Raw genomic sequence first — 17,692 nt, 5'->3', positions numbered from 1 at the left:
AACTTAATAATTTATAATCTCCCACCTATATCACCTTTCAATACGCCTTTAACATCATATACAACTCCATTTGGGTTCAACAGTTTCTTAATATCCAAATCCAAAAACTCTTTATGTGAAACTGTCAAAACAACAACATCGTACATGTCATCATTGGGTAATTCTTGAATGGTTTTGAGGTTGTATTCATGTTGAACTTCTGCTGGATTGGCCCACGGGTCATAGACAATAACATCGGCACCGTACCCTTTTAACTCATTAATCACATCAACTGCCTTGGTGTTTCGAACATCAGGACAGTTCTCTTTAAATGTGATTCCAAGCGCAAGGACTTTTGCATTCTTTATCCGGATATCTTTATCTACCATAAGTTTTATGATTTCCGTAGCAACGTATTGTCCCATTCCATCATTAACCCGCCTACCCGCCAATATAATTTCGGGATGATACCCAGCTTCCTGTGCCTTTTGGGCCAGGTAATAAGGGTCAACACCTATGCAATGCCCCCCAACCAATCCTGGTTTAAAGGGCAAAAAATTCCATTTTGTTCCGGCCGCCTCCAATACTGAGTGGGTATCAATATCCAAAAGATTGAATATTTTGGCAAGTTCATTGACAAAGGCAATATTGATGTCTCGTTGCGAGTTTTCAATAACTTTTGCGGCTTCAGCAACTTTAATAGTGGGGGCAAGATGAGTGCCAGCTGTAATTATGCTAGCGTACAAAGCATCCACCTTTTTGCCAATTTCTATGGTAGAACCTGCTGTTACCTTTAATATTTTATCTACGGTATGCAGTTTATCTCCGGGGTTAATACGTTCTGGCGAATATCCTGCAAAGAAATCTTCATTGAATTTTAAACCACTTACCTTCTCCAATACAGGAATACATTCGTCTTCTGTAGCGCCAGGGTATACCGTAGATTCATAAATCACGATATCGCCTTTTTTCAACACCTTTCCAACAGTCTTACTAGATTTATAAAGAGGTGTCAAATCTGGTCTATTGTTTTTGTCGATTGGGGTAGGAACTGTTACAATATAATAGTTGCAATCTCTTATAGCATCTAAGTTATTGGTACAAAAAAGGCCTTGATCGATTTCGGCATTATCTTTTAAAACGGCATGTAAAACGTCATTGCTTACTTCTAAAGTACTATCTGTTCCGGCCTGTAGTTCTTTTATGCGTTCTTCATTTATGTCAAAACCTATAACTGGGTACTTTGTAGCAAACAAGCGCGCAAGAGGTAAGCCTACATAACCTAAACCGATAATGGCAATTTTGGAAGTATTCATTGTTTTATTTTTTCCCTATTTGAAAATATTCAAAATTATTTTTTATTAGGGTTGAATGATTATACTGATTACGTCCATCAAAAATTATAGGTTGTTTTAATTGTTTTTTCAACTCCTCAAAATCTGGAGATCTAAATTCTTTCCATTCGGTTAATAGAATCATAGCATCTGCATTTTGCAGAGTTTCGTATTTTGAATTGAAATAAGCTACATTCTCATTTCCTTTCAAATAGAAATGCTCCGCTTCTTCTCTAGCCTTTGGATCATAAGCTTGTATTTTGCCTCCTCTTTTGGTAAGTTCATTTATTACATATAATGAAGGGGCTTCTCTCATATCATCGGTTTCTGGTTTAAATGAAAGCCCCCAGATTGCAAATGTTTTCCCAGTTAAATCCTCACCAAATCTAGAAATCACTTTCTTGGCTATGACCAACTTTTGTTTGTCATTTACATCTTCCACAGCCTTTATAAGATTTGCTGTGTAGCCATTTTCGGCGGCAGTTTTCTTCAAAGCTTTTACATCTTTTGGAAAACAGGACCCACCATAGCCACTTCCTGGATATATAAAACTATAACCTATTCTGCTGTCAGACCCAATTCCAATTCTAACTTTATTTACGTCTGCATCTACTAATTCACAAATGTTGGCAATTTCATTCATAAAAGAAATTTTGGTTGCCAACATGGCATTTGCCACATACTTGGTCATCTCTGCAGAACGTACGTCCATGGTAATCAATCTATCCGTACTACTTCTAAAAAAAGGAGCATAAAGTGCTCTCATTTTTTCTGTTGCGCCCTTATCATCTGACCCAACAACAACTCGATCAGGTTTCATAAAATCATTTATGGCATCCCCCTCCTTTAAAAATTCAGGATTGGACACCACATGAAACTCAATTTTTTTGTCTCTTTTTGCGAGTTCTTTGGAGATGGCCGCTCTTACTTTGTCAGCTGTACCAACAGGAACAGTTGATTTATCCACGATTATTATCGGAGTTGACATATTTTCTCCTATTTGTTTGGCCACTTGCAGTACATATTTTAAATCTGCAGAACCATCTTCTCCCATTGGGGTTCCAACGGCAATAAATGCGATATCTACATTGTGCAGATTATCTTTTAGGCTTGTGCTAAAATGCAATGTTTTGTTTTGAACATTACGGTTGACCATGGCCTCCAATCCAGGCTCATATATTGGAATGATACCTTTTTTAAGGTTTTCTATCTTTTTAGAATCAATATCAATGCAGGTAACAGTGTTCCCCATTTCCGAAAAACAAGAGCCGCTTACTAAACCTACGTAACCGGTTCCAATAACAGTTAAATTCATTTTGTTTTATCTTATTTTAAATTTTCCCAATACCAATTAACGGCCTCTTTTAGACCCTTTTTTATATCATGTTGGGGGTTATATCCTAATTGTTTTTCTGCTTTTTCTATAGAAGCAAGAGAATGGGGCACATCCCCGATACGAGCTGGGCCATATTTTATTTCGACATCATTTATTTCGGGGTCGAAATTACTTAAATATTCCTTTAGCAGTGTTACTAATTCATTTAAATTGGTTCGTTCACCAAAAGCGGTATTATATACAGTATTTATGGCATTTTTATTTTCAGTTACTATAGACCTTATATTCATCTCAATAACATTGTCTATATATGTGAAATCCCTTGAAAAAGAACCATCTCCATTTATTATTGGAGATTTGTGCTGAATCAATTGTGCTACAAACTTTGGTATTACGGCTGCATAGGCTCCGTTTGGATCTTGTTTTCTACCAAAAACATTAAAATAGCGTAAGCCTATAGTTTCCAAACCATATGTTTTGCCAAAAATATCGGCATATAGTTCGTTTACATATTTAGTTATGGCATAAGGAGATAAAGGTTTGCCGATAGCATCTTCAACCTTGGGCATACTTTTTGAATCACCATAAGTTGACGAACTAGCGGCATATACAAACCGTTTTACATTAGCATCTCGGGCCGCCACGAGCATGTTTAAAAACCCCGAAACATTTACTTCGTTGCTTGTAATAGGATCATTAATGGATCTTGGGACAGACCCTAATGCTGCTTGATGTAAAACAAAATTTATATTCTTGCATGCTTTTTCACAATCATCCAAATTTCTAATATCACCCTCTATCAAGGTGAAATTTACATTAGAGCGTAAATGCTCAATGTTCTTTTTGTGGCCTGTCGCAAAGTTATCTAGACATGTAACTTTGTTTCCATTTTTTATTAGTGCCTCGCACAAATTAGAACCTATGAAACCAGCTCCACCAGTTACTAATATATGTGTCTTGGAGTCCAATCCAAGGAGCTTTAAGTTCATATTTAATCTGTTAATTTATCAAATGCAAAGATGAAAAAAGTAATACTTAAAATGGAATAATTTATTTAAAAGGAAAGAATAAACGACAAAGGACCATTTTGATTGCTCAATCCAAATGGTCCTTTTGAAAATATCAGATTTGATATAATCTTTGATGTGAAAGCTGAACGTAAATTTCTTGACATTCTTCCAACAGTTGTTTATTGTAATTGGGTTTTTCGTAGGTGGACGGTTTATGTCTTTTGCTTGATTTTAAAGCGGTCTCGAAACCAATCTGACTTCTGATGTGTTCATAAACTATATCTGGTTCGGTAATTAGGTCTTCAAAACAAATAAACCAACTATTTTTTAAAGGAATACTCATAATATACTGATAGTAGTTTAACCAAATGGACAACCAATAATCAATTGTTTCAATGTTAAATTCCTGTCGATTTTCTTCAAATTTTTTTGTTAATAAAAATGGTTTATGGTTTAAGCCAAATTCATGATGCCCAAGATAATTGAAGTATTTTAGGGAAAAAGGATCTTCCATTTGATTTTTGGAAAAACTTTTATGAAGCTTCATCAATGATGAAGCGTGGGAGAGGGGGTCTCTAAACAATATGAAGGTTTTTTGATTTTCTATCTTTTGAAGCTCTAGTAATCGAAGAACATTATTATTGTTTTTAGATATGTATTTGTTTTTCCCCTTAGCCAAACAAATCAATGAGATATATTCTAAGTATTTTTTAAAGACCTCATCATTTACTCGATGAGTTTCGAGTCCGTTGTCCTTTATAAAGCTATCTTTTAAGAATGCCTTCCAGAAATATTCATCGAATTCTTCCGGAGAGTTTCCGTCTATTATTATACCATCCTTATGTGCCCTTTCATGTGCAGCAATGGTAGATTTACGATTCCAAAGATTTGGACTTAAAAGGAAAGGCATATTGGCATATTGTAACGAAGCATGTTCACCACGTTGAAAAATCTTGTTCATAACAGCTGTAGTGCCCGATCGTGCCAAGCCCGTTACAAACACTATTTGGTCAATAGGCAGTTGTTTTGCCTTTTGTCCATAAATCATTTCGTCCATTTCCATTGTTGACTTGGAAATGCCATAACTAGATAAATATAATTTGTGAATGAATTTATCGGTTGCCGAATAACCTGCCATAATTTTTTTTGAAAATTACATAAAGAACGACTACAACAATTGGAGTCAAAAGTCCCCACCAGTCCAGCAAAATATTTGGATTAAGTGAAGCATCAAGCTTTTCCGTTACAAAAAGGGTGAGAAAAGGTAAAATGAAAAGTAAAATACCCAAAATGAGTTTTCCAATTAGCACCAACTGCTTGGATATTTGTTGCAGAAGCATTTTCTGTTTATCCTCATCAGATAGCTCTTTACTAGACATTATTTGAAATTGTTGCTTGTACGAAGCAACCAGAACCTTAATTGTATTTGGAAGTTTTGAATATTCAAAAAGGATGCAAGACAAAATGGTCATTGCAGCTAAAACGATAATTGCTATTACCAAACTACTCCTTGTTAAATTTACTCTTCATAAAGCCAAAAAAGCGTTTTAATGGAATCCAAAAAACCGCCGTCAAAAAAGCCAAAAAGGTTAAAAAAATACCGGTAATTACCGCCAAAACACCTCCACCAAGTCCAGGTCCTAGATACAGAAACATAATTATTTTGTTTTTAATTAATAATGCGACTCCAAAAAAGACTAGAGATATGGTCTTTATCAAGCCTTTTTACGTATTCAATTTTTTTAGAGATAGAATCTCCAATAACAATCCTACCGTTATTGGTTTCTTCTATAAAGATATCACCATTGGGCAGTATATCGCACCTGCCAGATGTTATTGTTCTTATATTTTCACTTTCAAAAAGTTTAGTATAGGGTGTTGAAACTGAATCCTTACCAAAGGAATAAAAATAGGCCTGATTATGTGGCCTAGCTTTTGAAAAGGAAAGATTTGATGTTGTGATTCTAGAATCCACTCTACTTTCTTCACGTATTACGTCATTACCAAATACCACAATACTATCCTTACCATAAAAATCAGCATCATGTTGATTATACCAAGGTCCATGTTTTAGCCAAATAATTTTGTCAGTCTCTGGTCTATACAAAAAGACGGTGCTAATATTTCTACAAGAAATTAACAAATCCCCTTTTTTCCAGTATTCCGAATCGTATGGAGCAGGTTGAATATCGTTTAGGTGTATAGGGTCACTTATTGTCTGACCTTTGTAAAGAATTAAATCTAGATATCCATTATCAACTAAAATTTGTATGACAGATTTACTAAAAGTTTCCTCTCCGGTATCTTTCTTTAACACAGTGATATGATCATCCATTAAGGTAGTCTTATAAGTATCGTGGTCACCTGGAAGAAAGTCATATTGTTGGGATAGGAAAGGCCTTGTGCATACATAAATATTATTATCCGAGTCACCCTCTATAGTATGATGATACACCTGATCGTTTTTCAACCATAGTAATTCACTATTTTTATCAATTTTGGCCAGAAGGCTTGTAAGTTGAGCAGTGAACAGCAAGGAACTGTCCTTGTCCATATAAGCGTGCATAAAATAAAGATCACTGTCCTTGGCGGGCTTTTCAGGATTTTTTTCGTTGTACGCTTTCAAATACAACATTTGATTATCTGGGCTCCATTGCTTGATAACATTTCCGTTGTTAATATCTAGTAGGTTGAACTTTTGACCAAATTGTTCATCTTTATATGACATCAACAATTTAGGGTATTCTTTTGAAGAAAGTTTTTTCAGATAGTTAAACCCGTCTTTTGATTCCGAATTCGCCACAAAAAACTCTGGGGAAGAAACAAGTTTTTTGAAATTAGATGGAATTTCGGCCATAAACTTTATGGGAGCAGTAAGAAAACCAAGTCTAGAAGCCCCTCCGTCATTAGATAAATAGACATTTCGCACACTTGATGACAAAAGCACTGAAAAGAAAAACAAACCAGCAACTGTAATAAAAATGAGACGGAGTTTTTTCATGAATGTAAAGAAAGTAATTTTAGGGTTAAGATGTTAAATGTTACTTTATTAATTCGTTATTATCTTCAAATAATTCGTTGTTCTGCCTTGAACCTGAATTTGAGATGTCTTTAATCCGTTTTTGATTCTATTTGCTTAGTTTTTAAATTTCCAAACCCTCAATTCTATGGTTAAATTTTCAGTAATGGTATTATCAATCAAAATATGGTTTTTGGTGATTTGATTTTACATAGGAGTCCTATCACTTTTTAAGGTGTGCTAATTTGATTGTATTGTTAAAGGTTATGAGATATATTAACCTATCCTAGGTTAAATCGAACAGTTTAACTGAAACGTCAACTTTTAGTTGTAAGTAATGGTAGAATACGTTAGTAATGACGTACGAAGTATGAACAATCTTATAAAAGGTCCTTTTTGAGTGACCACTCTCCATATTGGTTAGACTGCCAACTTTTTACCCAAGATCGCTAGAGTTTATAATGTAACTTATACCAATTAACAAATTTGCCTACACCTTCGGTAATTGGAGTGTTTGGAATGTAGTCATAGTCTTGTTCTAAATCAGATACATCAGCCCAAGTCCTTTCTACATCCCCAGGTTGCATAGGTAGTAAAACTCGTTCTGCTTTAATGCCTAAGTTATGTTCAATTGCTTGGATAAAATCATCAAGTTTCACGGAAGTGCTATTTCCTATGTTGTAAACCTTGTAAAGTGGTCTAGATTTATCCACACTGTTTACCGGATTTTCAATAATTCTAACCACACCTTCAACTATATCATCTATATAGGTAAAATCACGTTGCATATTACCCTTATTGAATACCTTGATAGGATTGCCTTTGGCTATCGCATCCGTGAATAGGAAAAGGGCCATATCTGGTCGACCCCAAGGACCATAAACGGTAAAAAATCGCAACCCTGTGGTAGGAAATCCAAATAAATGACTGTACGTGTGGGCCATCAACTCATTGGATTTCTTCGAAGCTGCGTACAAACTTATGGGATTGTCAACCCGATGGTCTGTTCTAAAAGGAATTTCTTTGTTGGTTCCATAAACACTAGAACTACTGGCGTATACCAAATGTTTGACTTCGTAATTTCGACAGCACTCCAGTACGTTTAGAAATCCAACAATATTGCTGTCAATATAGGCTTCTGGATTTTCCAAACTATATCTCACACCAGCTTGGGCCGCTAAATTACAGACCACATCAAATTTCTCTGCTTCAAAAATTCTTGGTAATAACCCCCGATCTTCCAAGTTAGATTTTACAAATTTAAAATTTGAATGAGTCACGCTTTGAACCATAGAACCATATATGGATGCTTCTTTTCTGTCAATACCCAGTTGCTCAATGCGATCAAACTTGAGATTGATGTCGTAATAGTCATTGATATTGTCCAGGCCAATTATTTGATGCCCATTTTTTATGAGGTTTTGGGAAAGATGATATCCAATAAAACCAGCAGCTCCGGTTACAAGAACTTTCATTAGGTCTAAATTTTAGTTTAAATGCTCCGCAAATCTATCACTTATAAATGTTTATTTCCAACTAGAATTTTAGTTTTTATTCATGAGGCTTGAAGTGTAATAATTAAGAATTGATTTTTTTTTGTATAGAGCGTATTTCATCGATTTTTTTGTTAAAAAAAACTTTTCAACGATCTAATTGGAAGTTTGTCACGTAGATAGTGGGTGAAAAAAAAATAGATTAAACCAAAAAATTGCATTTCATCGAAAAAAGCAAACTTTTGGTCGAAAATTGAAAATTGAAAATTAACTTTATTCTCCAAAATCTTATGTTATGTGCTTAAAATCAATTAACCCCCTTAGATTGCACTTTTTATATATCCTTCTTTTATTTAGTATAGTTTCTTGCTCCAAGGACAGTGATTTGTTCACAGAAGCAGTTCAAGATAGTATAGATAAAGAAATTAAGGAAGAAGATTCCGCGAATCCTGATGATAATCCCATTGATGATGGTACAGAGGATGAGGGCCCTATTATTAACCCAGAAGACAAAGCTTCTGAATTGAAAGCATTTCCAAGTGCATATGGTGCCGGCGCATATACTACAGGTGGAAGAGGAGGCCAAGTAATACATGTTACCAATCTAAATGATAGTGGCCAGGGCAGTTTTAGGGAAGCCTTGTTGACTTCTGGTCCTAGAATAATTGTTTTTGACGTTTCTGGTATAATTTCCTTGAGTAGCAGAGTGATTATGACTGGTGAGCAATATGGTAATGTAACCATTGCTGGTCAAACCGCGCCCGAAGGTGGAATCACTATCACTGGTGGAAGAATTTGGTGGGCTAGTTCAAAAAACATCATTGTTAGATATTTAAAATTTAGGAATGGTCATCAGAGTGACAACGGAGATTGCCTAACCATAGCGCGAAGTTCATCTGTAATAGTGGATCATTGTTCGTTTTCTTATGCAAAGGATGAAGCCTTGGATGTAAGTGGAGATGCTAATCCTGCCAATGGAAATATTACTTTACAAAATAATCTTTTTGGTGAATGTAAGACTGCTATGATAGTTGGTTCCAATACCGCTACAGCTTATGGCAGTGTCTCTGTCCTAAGAAATGCCACGGCCAATGTGGGATGGCGTTTTCCAAAGGCAGGGGGAGCTGTGGAACTTGATGTGATCAATAATGTTCATCACAATTGGAGGCATAGAACTATTAGAATGGATGCTTTTGATTACTCTTTAAACCAAATTAATAATTATTATCAATCTGGTCCTAATACATCAGGCGGCTCCCTGCACAAAACATGGACAAATTCTAATATGTCTCCTAGAATATATACTTCTGGAAACCATATATCAGAGAATATAGAGCCATCTGGTTATAAAGCGAACTCTTCTATGGCATGGGAGGAGTTTTCATCAAGTCCTATCCAACCAAAATCCGAATGGTTTGTAAACTCAGAAATGCCTATCCAAGGAGCTATACCTCCATTGATGACTGCTTCTGAGGCACTTAATTATGTGGTTGAAAATACAGGTGCGCACTTGTACATTAATAACAGTGGAGGTGTTTCAATATATAGAGACTCTTTAGATGAGGAGTATATAGATCTAATACGGACCGATGCAAACCAAGTAGTGTTGAAAGAGGCCTCATATGGCATAATGCCCACAGAAATGCCCTCCGAAACAAGACCATCCAGTTATGATTCTGATGAGGATGGGATAGCTGATGCCTGGGAGGTTTCGTCTTATGGAGATTTGAGTAAGACGGCTAATGGAGATGAAGACGGAGATGGATATACAAATATTGAGGAATTTTTGAATAGTGTAGATTTCCAATAATAATCTAGAAAAAGAAGATCTGGATATTTTCCAAGAATAAAAAAAAAACGACCTTAAGGTCGTTTTTTTTTATTCTATAACTTGACTTTTCAAGTATGCTAATTATTTCCCATCTCTATCATTTGGTTTATTGATAGTAATGTTTATTACCTTTTTTAATATAAGCAGTTAACTAATTTAGATTAAAAATACCTTTTTGAGGATGATTCCAATAAATATAGTCTCATATAGACTGATTTTCTCAAAATATGTAAACAATATCAATTTTATCGTTCTTTACTTATTTTATAAGTTTTAAACAAAACCCAGTATCACCTACTTCCACTTTAAAGCAGCGGAATATACAAAGGTGTATCTAGAATATTAGCAATTTAGTGCATTCAGCAAAGTTTAAAACTAGAATTACCTAGAAATGCCATATTTATCTTTCTTGCTCATTTAGTTTTAGGATAAAAACCCAGATTAAACTAAGTGCTAACCAATATTCTATTTATATCTACAATTAAACAGTAGATATTTTGGTCATTATACCGAGAATAATTTAAGATGAACGATTAATCTTAAGATTATTTCATTAATCAAAATTGCTGCAGTTATTTTGAAGAAAAATAAATAATTTGGATATCGCAGTGTCAGATAAAATATGGCTTTCCTCTCCGCACATGGGGGGGACAGAATTAAATTATGTAAATGATGCTTTCAAGAGCAATTGGATTGCTCCACTTGGCCCTAACGTAAATCATTTTGAGACAGCAATAGAAGAATTTGTTGGAGAAGATATTCATGTTGCATGCCTTAGTTCAGGCACAGCGGCAATTCATTTAGCTCTGGAACTATTAGATGTGAAACGTAATGATGAGGTGCTATGCCAGAGCTTTACATTTTCTGCTTCAGCAAATCCAATTACTTATTTAGGAGCAAATCCAATCTTTATTGATAGTGAAGCAGACACTTGGAACCTTTCTCCTGAGCTATTGGAAGAAGCAATTCTAGACAGAATGCGATTAGGAAAAAAACCCAAGGCAATTATTGCTGTCCACTTGTATGGAATGCCTTATAAAGTAAATGAGGTTAGCGCAATATCAAAAAAGTATGGCATACCTATAGTTGAGGATAGTGCTGAAGCTCTGGGAAGTTCTTATAAAGGTATTCAATGTGGAAGCTTTGGGGATATCGGGATTTTGTCATTTAATGGGAATAAAATTATTACAACCTCAGGTGGAGGAGCTTTACTTTCCAAAAATCAAAATATAAAGGAAAAAGCTATTTTTAAAGCCACGCAAGCCCGCGATTGTGCTCCACATTATGAACATTCCCAAATTGGTTATAACTATAGGATGAGCAATGTTCTTGCAGGAATCGGAAGAGGACAAATGGAGGTTTTGAACGACCGAATCAATGCTAGGCGTGAAAATTTCCTATATTACAATCACCACCTTTCTGATTTTCATGAACTTAGTTTTCTTAACGAATTAGATGAGAGCCATTCCAATAGGTGGTTGACCTGCATTTTAACCCAATCCTTTGAAACAAGGGAGGAAATTCGCTTGGCTTTGCAGAATCATAATATAGAATCTCGTCCATTATGGAAACCTATGCATTCCCAACCCATTTTTGAAAATTGCAGTGCCTACAAAAATGGTGTAAGCGAGGAATTGTTTGAAAAGGGATTGTGTTTGCCAAGTGGATCAAATTTAGATAGGAATGACCTAGACCGAATTTGTGAAATAATCAAGAATGTTTTAAGATGATAAAAGAGTATTTTTTTGATAAAAGAAGTCATTATGCCTCAAAATGGACTGTCTTGTTCATTGATTTGAATATTGTGGCGACTTCCTTTATTCTCGCTTATTTTATTCGTTTTAATCTCAGTTTCAGTTTTAACGTGAATATGCTGTGGAGTCAACTCCCTCTTGTGGTTCTGGTGTTTCTTTTGGCGTTTATTGTTACAGGAAGCTATAAAGGAGTGGTTCGCCATACTGGGATCAAGGATGTTTACGCCATTTTCAATTCCACATGCCTTGCAAGTATTGGTATCATAGCGTTAATAGTGTTCAATAAGTACGCAAATGTTGTTGAGGGGTTTACCATTCCTTTGTCTATCATAATCATTAATAGTTTACTAACATTTATAGTCCTTACAATATCTAGGTATATATTCAAAGTTTGTTATGAGAGCCTAAGCAAAAGTAGCGCAGTTCCAACTAAAAATGTTCTAATTTATGGCGCTGGTGAATCAGGAATCATTGCCCACAATACTCTTATCAATCATTCAAAAATTAGTTTAAAGGTGACTGGTTATTTGGATAATAATCAGCAAAAAATAGGAAAGCAGATTAATGGAATTAAAGTCTTCGATTCTAAAAAGCTGAATGAAGATTTTATTAAATATCACAACGTATCTGAAATAATCTTTTCAATTCAAAATATTGCACCTAATGATTTGAGAAAAATAGTCAGTGAGGTAGTTGAATTACCTGTGAAGGTAAAAATAGTACCTCCTGTGGAAGACTGGATTAATGGTGAACTGAAGGCTTCTCAAATCAAGCAGGTACAGATAGAAGACCTTTTGGACAGAGCACCAATTAATGTTCAAAGTTCTAAAATTGGAAGCGAACTAAAGGATAAGACTGTCATGGTTACAGGGGGAGCTGGTTCCATAGGTAGTGAGCTGGTTAGACAAATTTGTAAGTATCAGTATAAGTCACTTATTGTTATAGACCAAGCAGAGTCACCTCTTTATGATTTGCAACAGGAATTAAAGCAAAACGGATATCATAATTTCATACCTATTGTTGCAGATATTAGAGATAAGAATAGGATGAATCATATTTTTCAGGAGCATGAACCAAACGTAGTTTTCCATGCTGCTGCATATAAGCATGTCCCACTAATGGAATACAATTCTTACGAGGCAATTAAGATTAACATTGCTGGAACTAAGGTAATTGCGGATTTAGCATTACAAAATTGCGCAGACAAATTTATTTTTGTTTCAACTGATAAAGCAGTCAATCCCACAAATGTGATGGGAGCAACCAAGCGCATTGCCGAAATGTATATTAGTTGCATGCAACAACATGGAAAAACCAAATTTATTACAACTCGTTTTGGAAACGTCCTTGGGTCTAATGGATCTGTAATCCCATTATTTCGAAAACAAATTGAAAAAGGAGGTCCATTAACGGTAACACACAAAGATATTACCAGATACTTCATGACGATTCCGGAAGCTTCACAGCTTGTACTAGAGGCAGGGGCAATGGGCAAAGGTGGGGAAATCTTTATTTTCGATATGGGTGAGTCTGTTCGGATATTTGAAATGGCAAAAAATATGATCAGATTATCTGGATTACACTATCCAACGGACATAGATATTAAGATTACTGGTTTAAGGCCTGGGGAAAAGCTATTTGAAGAACTATTGGCGAACGGTGAAAATACCTTGCCAACGTATCATAAAAAGATATTGATAAGCAAGGTTAGGGAATTAGATTATGCAAAAGTAAGGGCATCAATAAATGAGTTATGCGTGACCAATATTTTCTTTAAAAAGGATACCATAAAGCTAATGAAAGAAATTGTGCCAGAATATATTTCCAATAATTCAAAGTTATGCGAATTGGACAAAATGAATGAGGAAAAGTATGTAAAAAATGAAATTTCGGATAAAGCTTTGTTACAATCATAGTTTGATTATTTTTACATTTCTAAAAGCATAATCTAATCCTCTTTGAACCATGAACATGCAAAAAAAACTTTATAAAGGTGTACTTGTTGCCTCAATGTTATTGCTCATTTTTTCTTGCGCCTCAAAAGGGGATGTAATATACTTCCAAGATGCAGCAAACTTTGAAACACTTGTAGAAAACAATACATTTCAACCAAAATTTAAAATCGATGATGTTGTAAGCATTCATGTGTCTACACTCAATCCAGAGGCAAGTCTGCCTTTCAATCTTTATAGAGGTTCGGCAGAAGGAGGGGTTAGACCGGAACAAGTTGATTATATTGTTGATAACGAAGGAGAGATTGATTTTCCGGTTATTGGAAAAGTCAAAGTTGAAGGATTATCTCCAGAAGAAGTTCGAATTTTATTAAGGGAAAAACTAGCCGGTTATTTAACGGATCCGATTATCAATATTCGATTGCGGAATTTTACTATTACTGTTTTAGGAGAGGTTAGAAGACCTGGGACCTATCAAGTTAATGGAGAGCGGATTACAGTACTGGAAGCACTAGGACTTGCAGGTGACATGTCAATAAAAGGGATTAGGGATAACGTTTTGGTAATACGCGATTTTGATGGAACTAAGGTTCACCATAGAATAGATTTGACAACTAAAAATGCTATGAAATCCCCCGCTTATTATTTAACTCAGAATGATGTGGTTTATGTTGAACCAAACAGATCAGCAGTAACAGCATCAAATTTAGATAATAGGGCTTCCATAGCAGTCTCAATAATTTCTGTTTTGATTACATCAACCGTTGTATTGTTGACAAGAAATTAGCATTGCTACATTAATAAACTTAACCTAAATGGGAGAACTTAGACTTGGAAATTCAAATAACTCAATAAATTTGAAGGAGCTTGTTATTGTTTATATAAAGCAATGGAAGTGGTTTGCTCTTTCTGTTGTCTCAATAATGACCTTGGCATTTCTTCATGTTAGGTACTCAATACCGCAGTATTCTGCTCAGTCAAAAATTCAGATAATTGATGAAAAAAGTACTTCATCAGAACTTAGTGTATTTAGGGATTTGGATTTTATTTCTGGAGGTAAAAACAATGTTGAAGATGAGATAGAAATTATAAATTCGAAATCTAACTTAATAAAAGTAGTCAAAAATTTGGGCATAAATGTCCGAGTATTTGCTATGGGAAAAATTGTGGATTCAGAAATATATGGGAAACCTTTTCCTTTCAATATCAATTTCTATGAACCAGATTCTGTAATTAATAATTCGAGGCTTACTTTTTTTGTTGAACAATCCAATAATACTACTTTTAAATATTCGGAAGGGGACGAAGATGCCCCAATGAGGACTCTCGAATATGGAAAAATTATTAGCACCTCCCTAGGAGATATGGTATTAACACCGAACATTCCTGGGAATTCTGATAATAGGAACTCGAAAGAACAATATAGGGTCGAGGTCAGCCCTGTTTCAGATATCGCACAACTTTATCAATCTAAAATAAAAGTGTCAGTTGCCGGTGAATTTTCTAACATATTAAATATTTCACTAGTTGACCCAATTCAAAAAAAGGCCATAGATATCATAAACACACTGGTAGATGAATATAATGACAATGCCGTAGAAGACAAAAAAGCAATAGCAGATAAAACCTCTGACTTCATTGATGATCGAATCACTGCAATCTATTCCAATTTGGCTTCCGCAGATCAGACAGAAGAGGAATTTAGGTCAAACAGGGGTCTTGCAGATGTGGCTTCCCAAGCCAATTTAAATCTTAACGTAAGTGCTGCAAGTGAAAAAGAACTCCAAAATGCCAGCGTACAATTAAGTATTGCCTCCGCAATGAAGGATGAAGTTGACAACCAACAAGGATACGATTTGATAGCATATAACGTTGGCTTGACCGATCCTACGATAGCAAATACCGCTCAGAAATACAATGAATTAATTCAGCAACGAAAGCGACTATTGGAAGACACAGGCGAAAAGCATCCTACCATTTTACATCTGAACGAGCAATTAGATGCCTTAAGACAAGGAATACAATCGGGCTTGGGGAATGTAACAAACAACTTGGATTTAACTGTGAACAATTTGAGTAAACAACTCTCCCAAGCGCAATCAAGGCTATATCAATCACCAAAAAACCAAAGGGTTCTTACTGACATAGCAAGAAAAAAGAACACCATAGAGAATTTATATCTATACCTCCTTCAAAAAAGGGAAGAATCCCAAATTACTTTTGCATCAGCAGCACCAAAATCAAAGGTTATTGACCAAGCATATGCCACTAGCCCTTTTCCTGTCTCTCCCAAAAGCAAGATTGTATACTTAGCTGGGTTTATTTTAGGTTTATTAATCCCTTTTTCCATAATATATACTAATGAATTGTTGGATAATAAAATCCACAATAAGTTGGATTTGGAAAAGTTGGTTCCAAATGTTCCCGTATTGGCCGAAATTCCAAGATTAACAAGGAAACAGGAAAAAATCGTCCTTAAAGACGACAGATCCGTACTTGCAGAGTCTATGCGGATTCTTAGAGCCAATTTGGATTACATTATTAAGCCGAAAAAAAATGGAGTAAAAAACAATATCATTTTTGTTACTTCTACCACCCCTGGTGAGGGTAAATCTTTTATAGCTTCCAACTTGGCAATGATTTTTGCGAATACCAACAAAAAGGTCCTGCTAATCGGAGCAGACATTAGAAACCCAAAGTTAAACACATTTTTACCAGGACTAGAGAATAATAAGGATCAGATGACCACCGCTAACGGGTTGACTAATTTTTTATTTAGCGGACGTGTTTTGTTCAATGATATAGTTAGCACTTTAAAAACCAGTGCGGCCACAATTGATGTTATTGTTTCAGGGAAAATACCCCCCAATCCCGCTGAACTTTTAATGAGCGATAGAGTTTCGGAACTTTTTGAAAAAGCTTCTGAGACCTATGATTATGTTATTGTCGATACAGCACCTTTAATGGTTGTAACCGACACTCTCCTAATTAGCAAATATGCAGATCATGTGTTGTATGTAACTCGCGCTGGGTTTACAGAATCCAAAGTGTTGGATTTTCCTTTGAAATTAAAAAAAGAAGGGAAACTTAAGAGTCTGACCTTTGTTGTTAACAATGTGAAACAATCTAATCTGGGGTACGGCGGGAAATATGGTTACGGTTATGGAAAAACCGTTAAGAAGTGGTGGAGTTTTTCCTAGTTAGTAAAAAGCATTGATTGTATTTTCAATAACTGGAAGAATAAGCTTCAGAGTTTTATTGGATATTTTAATTTCACGTAGTAAATTAAGTTGACGTTTATTGTGAACATCAGATGCTATGTAATCTATACATCCGTCTTCAAGAAGCTTTTGACTTACCTTTTGAACTTCTGTTCCATAAGATTCTGAACCAAGCGACATCAAATTTAATTGAAACAAAATACCTTGGTTTTTAAGGTGTGTGTAGGTTTTATATTCCTTATGAAAGTAAACATATCTTTCTGGATGAGCTAAAATTGGGTAATACCCATGTTTTGCAATGTCTGTAATGGCGTTATCGAAATTGAATGAAGGTTGCAAATATGACATTTCAATTAATAAATACTTTACCCTTAATGGAACTATTGATCTTTCTTCCAATAGGCTTTCAAAAGCATCGTCAATCATATACTCCGCTGAATAATCAATTTTAATGTAATCCATTTTGAGGGTGGAAAGCTCAGCGACAACCGCATCAAAAGAAGGTTTTATCGTTTTTAGAGTGTTTGGATAATAGTGGTTCATAATATGAGGAGTACAAACAAAATTTGTTATCCCAAGCTCTGAAAACCCCTTTATTAAGTTGATAGAATCCTCAACGGTCTTTGCGCCATCATCAATTCCTGGAAGAATATGATTATGCATATCCACAAGCCCGTGAAGGTAGTCCACTAAAAATATTTTCTTATGAAAAAAACTGAACATGCATAAAATTTGGATTGCAAATATACGCTATATGCTTTCT

The 17,692-nt window shown here is 35.1% G+C and carries 14 protein-coding genes; 5 read left to right on the top strand and 9 right to left on the bottom strand.

Annotated elements, in window-relative coordinates; genetic code table 11:
* Nucleotides 1-11 precede the first annotated feature (11 nt).
* The 8 genes from FVB32_RS15515 to FVB32_RS15485 all read right to left on the bottom strand — a co-directional run bounded on the left by FVB32_RS15515 (nt 12) and on the right by FVB32_RS15485 (nt 8,153).
* Complete coding sequence (locus FVB32_RS15515) at nt 12-1,295, bottom strand: nucleotide sugar dehydrogenase (protein ID WP_147744739.1); 1,284 nt, start codon at nt 1,293-1,295, stop codon at nt 12-14.
* A 4-nt stretch (nt 1,296-1,299) separates the two neighbouring features.
* A complete protein-coding gene (locus FVB32_RS15510; protein ID WP_147744738.1) occupies nt 1,300-2,628 on the bottom strand; it encodes a UDP-glucose dehydrogenase family protein in 1,329 nt (442 codons plus the stop codon).
* An 11-nt stretch (nt 2,629-2,639) separates the two neighbouring features.
* Nucleotides 2,640-3,638, bottom strand: coding sequence for an SDR family oxidoreductase (locus FVB32_RS15505; RefSeq protein WP_147744737.1), 999 nt, complete (start codon nt 3,636-3,638; stop codon nt 2,640-2,642).
* A 133-nt stretch (nt 3,639-3,771) separates the two neighbouring features.
* Complete coding sequence (locus FVB32_RS15500) at nt 3,772-4,716, bottom strand: sulfotransferase (RefSeq protein WP_147744736.1); 945 nt, start codon at nt 4,714-4,716, stop codon at nt 3,772-3,774.
* 55 nt (nt 4,717-4,771) lie between these two features.
* Nucleotides 4,772-5,038, bottom strand: coding sequence for a hypothetical protein (locus FVB32_RS15495; protein ID WP_147744735.1), 267 nt, complete (start codon nt 5,036-5,038; stop codon nt 4,772-4,774).
* Between the two features lie 124 nt (nt 5,039-5,162).
* Nucleotides 5,163-5,315 (bottom strand): hypothetical protein, encoded by a 153-nt coding sequence (locus FVB32_RS17800; protein ID WP_187269596.1) that lies wholly within the window; start codon nt 5,313-5,315, stop codon nt 5,163-5,165.
* 13 nt (nt 5,316-5,328) lie between these two features.
* A complete protein-coding gene (locus FVB32_RS15490) occupies nt 5,329-6,660 on the bottom strand; it encodes an arylsulfotransferase family protein (RefSeq protein ID WP_147744734.1) in 1,332 nt (443 codons plus the stop codon).
* Between the two features lie 467 nt (nt 6,661-7,127).
* Nucleotides 7,128-8,153: an NAD-dependent epimerase gene (locus FVB32_RS15485; protein ID WP_147744733.1), complete on the bottom strand. Its 1,026-nt coding sequence runs from the start codon at nt 8,151-8,153 to the stop codon at nt 7,128-7,130.
* Between the two features lie 313 nt (nt 8,154-8,466).
* On the opposite strand from FVB32_RS15485, the gene FVB32_RS15480 reads away from it, so the two are divergent.
* From FVB32_RS15480 to FVB32_RS15460, 5 genes are all read left to right on the top strand, one after another.
* Complete coding sequence (locus tag FVB32_RS15480; RefSeq protein ID WP_147744732.1) at nt 8,467-9,981, top strand: pectate lyase family protein; 1,515 nt, start codon at nt 8,467-8,469, stop codon at nt 9,979-9,981.
* Between the two features lie 617 nt (nt 9,982-10,598).
* Nucleotides 10,599-11,732, top strand: coding sequence for a DegT/DnrJ/EryC1/StrS family aminotransferase (locus FVB32_RS15475; protein WP_394348887.1), 1,134 nt, complete (start codon nt 10,599-10,601; stop codon nt 11,730-11,732).
* The gene (locus tag FVB32_RS15470) at nt 11,729-13,672 is read left to right on the top strand and encodes a polysaccharide biosynthesis protein (RefSeq protein ID WP_147744731.1); all 1,944 of its coding nucleotides are present in this window, start codon (nt 11,729-11,731) and stop codon (nt 13,670-13,672) included. The genes FVB32_RS15475 and FVB32_RS15470 overlap by 4 nt, the downstream gene beginning before the upstream one ends.
* A 55-nt stretch (nt 13,673-13,727) precedes the next feature.
* Nucleotides 13,728-14,495 carry a polysaccharide biosynthesis/export family protein gene (locus FVB32_RS15465; protein WP_147744730.1) on the top strand — a complete coding sequence of 256 codons (768 nt, stop codon included), beginning with the start codon at nt 13,728-13,730 and terminating at the stop codon, nt 14,493-14,495.
* 28 nt (nt 14,496-14,523) lie between these two features.
* On the top strand, nt 14,524-16,908 hold the full coding sequence (locus tag FVB32_RS15460; protein WP_147744729.1) for a GumC family protein: 2,385 nt from the start codon (nt 14,524-14,526) through the stop codon (nt 16,906-16,908).
* On the opposite strand, the gene FVB32_RS15455 is transcribed toward FVB32_RS15460, so the two are convergent.
* On the bottom strand, nt 16,909-17,652 hold the full coding sequence (locus tag FVB32_RS15455; protein WP_147744728.1) for a tyrosine-protein phosphatase: 744 nt from the start codon (nt 17,650-17,652) through the stop codon (nt 16,909-16,911).
* Between the last annotated feature and the right edge of the window lie 40 nt (nt 17,653-17,692).

Source organism: Flagellimonas hymeniacidonis (assembly GCF_008040165.1).
Lineage (GTDB): Bacteria > Bacteroidota > Bacteroidia > Flavobacteriales > Flavobacteriaceae > Flagellimonas > Flagellimonas hymeniacidonis.
Note: the sequence above shows the minus strand (reverse complement) of the source record. Positions and strands in the feature narration are given on the sequence as shown.

Bases quoted from the DNA above. Each gene is read 5' to 3' on its own strand.
- FVB32_RS15515 (WP_147744739.1), bottom strand. From the start codon at position 1,295: ATGAATACTTCCAAAATTGCCATTATCGGTTTAGGTTATGTAGGCTTA.
- FVB32_RS15510 (WP_147744738.1), bottom strand. From the start codon at position 2,628: ATGAATTTAACTGTTATTGGAACCGGTTACGTAGGTTTAGTAAGCGGC.
- FVB32_RS15505 (WP_147744737.1), bottom strand. From the start codon at position 3,638: ATGAACTTAAAGCTCCTTGGATTGGACTCCAAGACACATATATTAGTA.
- FVB32_RS15500 (WP_147744736.1), bottom strand. From the start codon at position 4,716: ATGGACGAAATGATTTATGGACAAAAGGCAAAACAACTGCCTATTGAC.
- FVB32_RS15495 (WP_147744735.1), bottom strand. From the start codon at position 5,038: ATGTCTAGTAAAGAGCTATCTGATGAGGATAAACAGAAAATGCTTCTG.
- FVB32_RS17800 (WP_187269596.1), bottom strand. From the start codon at position 5,315: ATGTTTCTGTATCTAGGACCTGGACTTGGTGGAGGTGTTTTGGCGGTA.
- FVB32_RS15490 (WP_147744734.1), bottom strand. From the start codon at position 6,660: ATGAAAAAACTCCGTCTCATTTTTATTACAGTTGCTGGTTTGTTTTTC.
- FVB32_RS15485 (WP_147744733.1), bottom strand. From the start codon at position 8,153: ATGAAAGTTCTTGTAACCGGAGCTGCTGGTTTTATTGGATATCATCTT.
- FVB32_RS15480 (WP_147744732.1), top strand. From the start codon at position 8,467: ATGTGCTTAAAATCAATTAACCCCCTTAGATTGCACTTTTTATATATC.
- FVB32_RS15470 (WP_147744731.1), top strand. From the start codon at position 11,729: ATGATAAAAGAGTATTTTTTTGATAAAAGAAGTCATTATGCCTCAAAA.
- FVB32_RS15465 (WP_147744730.1), top strand. From the start codon at position 13,728: ATGCAAAAAAAACTTTATAAAGGTGTACTTGTTGCCTCAATGTTATTG.
- FVB32_RS15460 (WP_147744729.1), top strand. From the start codon at position 14,524: ATGGGAGAACTTAGACTTGGAAATTCAAATAACTCAATAAATTTGAAG.
- FVB32_RS15455 (WP_147744728.1), bottom strand. From the start codon at position 17,652: ATGTTCAGTTTTTTTCATAAGAAAATATTTTTAGTGGACTACCTTCAC.